Here is a 4,058-nt window from a genome sequence, read left to right as displayed (position 1 = left end):
GTGTCCACCTGGCTGGTGTCCAGCCCGGCCGGCTCCAGCAGCCGCGCGTTGGCCTGGGCCGCGCGGAACTCCCGCCGGCGTGCGAGGTTGTCGGCGTCCGGGGCGTGCGCCGGCAGGCCGAGCGCGGGCGGGCACCAGCGCCGCACCGCCAGGCCCAGCGCGCTGTCGAAGGGCGAACAGCCGGGCGCGGGCGGGCGGTCGGACTCGGTGAGCAGCCCGGCCAGTTCGTCGTCGGCGAGCTCGGCCGCCACCACGCTGTGGCAGTGGTGGTCGACCAGCGCGGGCCCCTCCGGCCGGGCCACCGCTCAGTACCGCCAACGGGTCGCCGCGACCAACTCCTCGGGCGGGACGGCCGCGTACTGCTCCTGCTCCGCCCGGCGCACCGCCAGCACCGCCTGGTAGAGCGGTTCGCCGAGCGCCTCGCGCAGCACGGCGGAGCGCTCGTACGCGGCGATCGCGTCGGCCGGGCCGGTGGGCAGCCGGGGCACCGTGCCGGGCTCGGCGGCCGCCGGGTCCCCGGTGAACTCCGGCGGCAGCGCGCGGCGCTGGTCCAGCCCGGCGAGGCCGGCCGCGATCACCCCGCCGACCGCCAGGTACGGGTTGGCGCTCGCGTCGAAGCACTTGACCTCGGCGTTGGCGGCGGCGGCCCGCTCCCCGGTGGAGCCCGTCACCAGGCGCAGCGCGGCCTCGCGGTTCTCCAGGCCCCAGCACTGGTAGGCGCCGGCCCAGTGCGAGGGCACCAGCCGCAGGTACCCGGCCGGGCTGGAGCAGCCCAGCACCAGCAGTTCGGGCAGCGCGTCGAGCACCCCGGCGAGGAAGCCCTCGGCCTCGGCGGTCAGGCCGTGCGGACCGGGGCCGCCGTGGCCGAGGTTGCGCTCGCCGCGCCAGAGGCTGAGGTGCAGGTGCCCGCCGTTGCCGACGCCGCCGGTCTCGACCACCGGGGCGAAGGAGACCCGCAGGCCGTGCCGGGCGGAGACGGCCCGGACGGTGTGCCGGACCAGGACGGAGGTGTCGGCGGCGGCGACCGGCCCCTCGGGGGCGACCGAGACCTCGAACTGGCCCGGGGAGTACTCGGGGTGGATCTGGAGGACGCCCAGCCCCTGCCGGCCGAGGGCGCCCAGTACGTCGCGCAGGTAGTCGGAGAGGTCGGTGAGCCGGTGCATCCCGTACGCCGGGCCGTGCGTCGGGTACCGCGGCTCCTCCTGCGGGGGGCCGGCCAGGGCGACCGTCCACTCGACCTCGATGCCGGCCTTGAGGCTCAGGCCGCGCGCGGCCGCCCCGGCCTCGGCCCGGCGGGCGAACAGCCGCTGGCAGCCCGGGTGCGGGCCGCCGGCCTGGGTGTACCTGTCCCCCGGGGCCCAGGCCCAGCCGGGCTGGGCGGCCAGCGGGACGACCCGGTCGAGGCCCGGGTAGAGCCTGAGGTCCCCGGCGGGGCCGCCGATGATCGGGCTGGTGGTGATCGTGTCGTCGGCGAGGAACACGTCGAAGCAGGGCGCGGTGCCGACGCCCCACTGCGCGGCGTGCACCAGGCCGCCGAGCGGGACGGCCTTGACCCGGGTGATGCCGGCGTTGTCCACCCAGGTGACGGCCACCGCCTCGACGGCCTCGGTGCGCAGCCGGTCGACGGCCTCCTGGGCGCGCGCGGCCCGCTCCTCGCGCGGCGGCAGCGCGACGGCCGCCGCGGCGGCGCTGGCGAGCCGGTCGGCGGCGACGGGCGGCTCGGCGGGACCGGGCGCGGTGCGGCCGGCGGTGGCGGTTCCGGTGGTCATGCCCTGATGCTGCCCCGGCGGCCGGGGTCGACTAACTCCCCTATCGAGTGGTCCTCTTGGCAGCCCCGTTCACCCGTTCACCCGTTCGGGGCGAATCGAATCCGAGCGGTTTTCCGTCGCCACCCCCTTCCTACTCATGAGTAGCTTCGCTACAGTGGCCGGACACGCACCACCGCCGGGCTTCGGGAGCCGCACCGGCGGCAGGTCGCGGTCGCCGTTCCTCCGGCGCCCGCCCGGTGCGCCTTCACCGGCAGGTGCCGCGGACCGCGGCGGCCGGGTTCTCCTCGTATCAGAGCCGCTTCCTTCACCTTCGAGCGCCTGAGCACCACGGCACATCCGCAGTTCGGCCGGAGCGGACCGGCCGCTGCCCCGATGCGCCGGCACCCGTCATCTCCCCAACCCCCGCGCGTGGACCCTCCCCCGGCGGCGGCCGCCCCCGGCGTACGGGCGCGGCGGCGTGCCCGCCGGGGCACGCGCGGGCCCTTCATGACTAGGAGTCAGGACAGATGGAGCGTCCCTTCCCCACCGTCGCCGTCGTCGGCCTCGGCACGATGGGTGCCGGCGTCGCGGTGGCGGTCGCCAAGAGCGGCCGCCGGGTGATCGGCATCGAGGCCACCGAGGACTCCGCCGCCCGGGCGCTGGCCCGGATCGAGGAGGCCACCGCGCACGCCGTGGACCGCGAGCGGCTCACCGCCGAGGAGCGCGCCGGGCTGCTGGCCCGGATCTCGGTCGGCCACGAGCTGGCGGCCGCCGCCGCGGCGGACCTGGTGATCGAGGAGGTGCCCGAGCAGCTGGAGCTGAAGCGGGAGCTCTTCGCCGAGCTGGACCGGATCTGCCCGGAGACCACCGTGCTGGCCACCGGCACCACCGCGCTGTCGGTGACCCGGATCGCCGCCGCCACCGCGCGTCCGGAGCGGGTGCTCGGCCTGCACTTCTTCAACCCGGTGCACGGGATGAAGCTGGTCGAGGTGGTCCGCACCGTGCTGACCTCCCCGCGGACCGCCGAGGACGCCGCCGCCTTCGCCCGCGACCTCGGCAAGGAGCCGGTGGCGGCCGGCGACCGGGCCGGCTTCGTGGTCAACGGCCTGCTGTTCGCCTACCTGAACCAGGCCGCCGCGATGTTCGAGTCCAAGTACGCCTCGCGGGAGGACATCGACGCCGCGATGCGGCTCGGCTGCGGCCTGCCGATGGGCCCGCTGGCGCTGCTCGACCTGATCGGCGTCGACACCGCGCGCACCGTGCTGGAGGCGATGTACGAGCAGTCCCGGGACCGCCTGCACGCGCCCGCCCCGATCCTCGGCCAGCTGGTCGCGGCCGGGCTGCTGGGCCGCAAGACCGGGCGCGGCTTCTACACCTACGAGGCGCCGGGCTCGTCGAAGGCCGTGGACGCGGCCACCGGGCCGACCCGGCCGCGGGTGCCGGGCCGGGAGGTGCGCACCGTCGGCGTCTGCGGCTCGGGGACGATGGCCACCGGCATCGCCGAGGTGTTCGCCAAGGCCGGGCACCCGGTGCTGCTGGCCGCCCGCAGCCAGGAGAAGGCCGAGCGGGCCAAGGCGCAGCTGGCGAAGTCGCTGGAGCGCTCGGTGGCCAAGGGCCGGCTGTCCGCCGAGGCGCGGGACGCCGCGCTGGCGCTGGTCACCCCGGTCGGGCAGTACGCCGAGCTGGCCGAGGTGGACCTGGTGGTCGAGGCGGTCGCCGAGGACCTGGCGGTCAAGCGGGAGCTGTTCGCCACCCTGGACAAGATCGTCCGGCCGGGCGCGGTGCTCGCCACCACCACCTCCTCGCTGCCGGTGATCAGCTGCGCGACCGCCACCTCGCGGCCGCAGGACGTGATCGGCATGCACTTCTTCAACCCGGCCCCGGCGATGAAGCTGGTCGAGGTGGTCTCCACGGTGCTGACCGCGCCGGACGTCACCGCGACCGTGCTGGAACTGACCGCCGCGGTCCGCAAGCACCCGGTGGAGTGCGGCGACCGGGCCGGCTTCATCGTCAACGCGCTGCTCTTCCCCTACTTGAACGACGCGGTGCGGATGCTCCAGGAGCACTACGCGACGGTGGACGACATCGACACCGCGATGAAGCTCGGCTGCGGCTACCCGATGGGCCCGTTCGAACTGCTGGACGTGGTCGGCCTGGACGTCTCGCTGACCATCGAGCAGGTGCTGCACCAGGAGTTCCGCGAGCCCGGCCTGGCCGCCGCGCCGCTGCTGGAGCACCTGGTCGCGGCGGGCTGCCTGGGCCGCAAGACCGGCCGCGGCTTCCGCGACCACGCGCGCCGGTGACCACGCC

2 protein-coding genes and 1 pseudogene are annotated in these 4,058 nt (G+C 76.0%); 1 reads left to right on the top strand and 2 read right to left on the bottom strand.

From position 1 onward, the window contains the following. Both ABZW03_RS38260 and ABZW03_RS38255 read right to left on the bottom strand, forming a co-directional pair. Positions 1–302, bottom strand: a pseudogene (locus tag ABZW03_RS38260) (amidohydrolase); the annotation flags it as partial. A 3-nt stretch (positions 303–305) separates the two neighbouring features. Next, positions 306–1,769, bottom strand: coding sequence for a glutamine synthetase family protein (locus ABZW03_RS38255; protein WP_355269104.1), 1,464 nt, complete (start codon positions 1,767–1,769; stop codon positions 306–308). A gap of 506 nt (positions 1,770–2,275) precedes the next feature. Here ABZW03_RS38255 and ABZW03_RS38250 point away from each other — a divergent pair. After that, a complete protein-coding gene (locus ABZW03_RS38250; RefSeq protein WP_355269102.1) occupies positions 2,276–4,051 on the top strand; it encodes a 3-hydroxybutyryl-CoA dehydrogenase in 1,776 nt (591 codons plus the stop codon). Positions 4,052–4,058: the final 7 nt, after the last annotated feature.

The organism is Kitasatospora sp. NPDC004799, from assembly GCF_040609095.1.
Classification (GTDB): Bacteria; Actinomycetota; Actinomycetes; order Streptomycetales; family Streptomycetaceae; genus Kitasatospora.
The sequence above is the reverse complement of the archived record's forward strand: the minus strand, read 5'-3'. Positions and strand labels throughout refer to the sequence as shown.

Coding starts and splice junctions, on each gene's coding strand:
- ABZW03_RS38255 (WP_355269104.1), bottom strand. CDS start 1,769: ATGACCACCGGAACCGCCACCGCCGGCCGCACCGCGCCCGGTCCCGCC.
- ABZW03_RS38250 (WP_355269102.1), top strand. CDS start 2,276: ATGGAGCGTCCCTTCCCCACCGTCGCCGTCGTCGGCCTCGGCACGATG.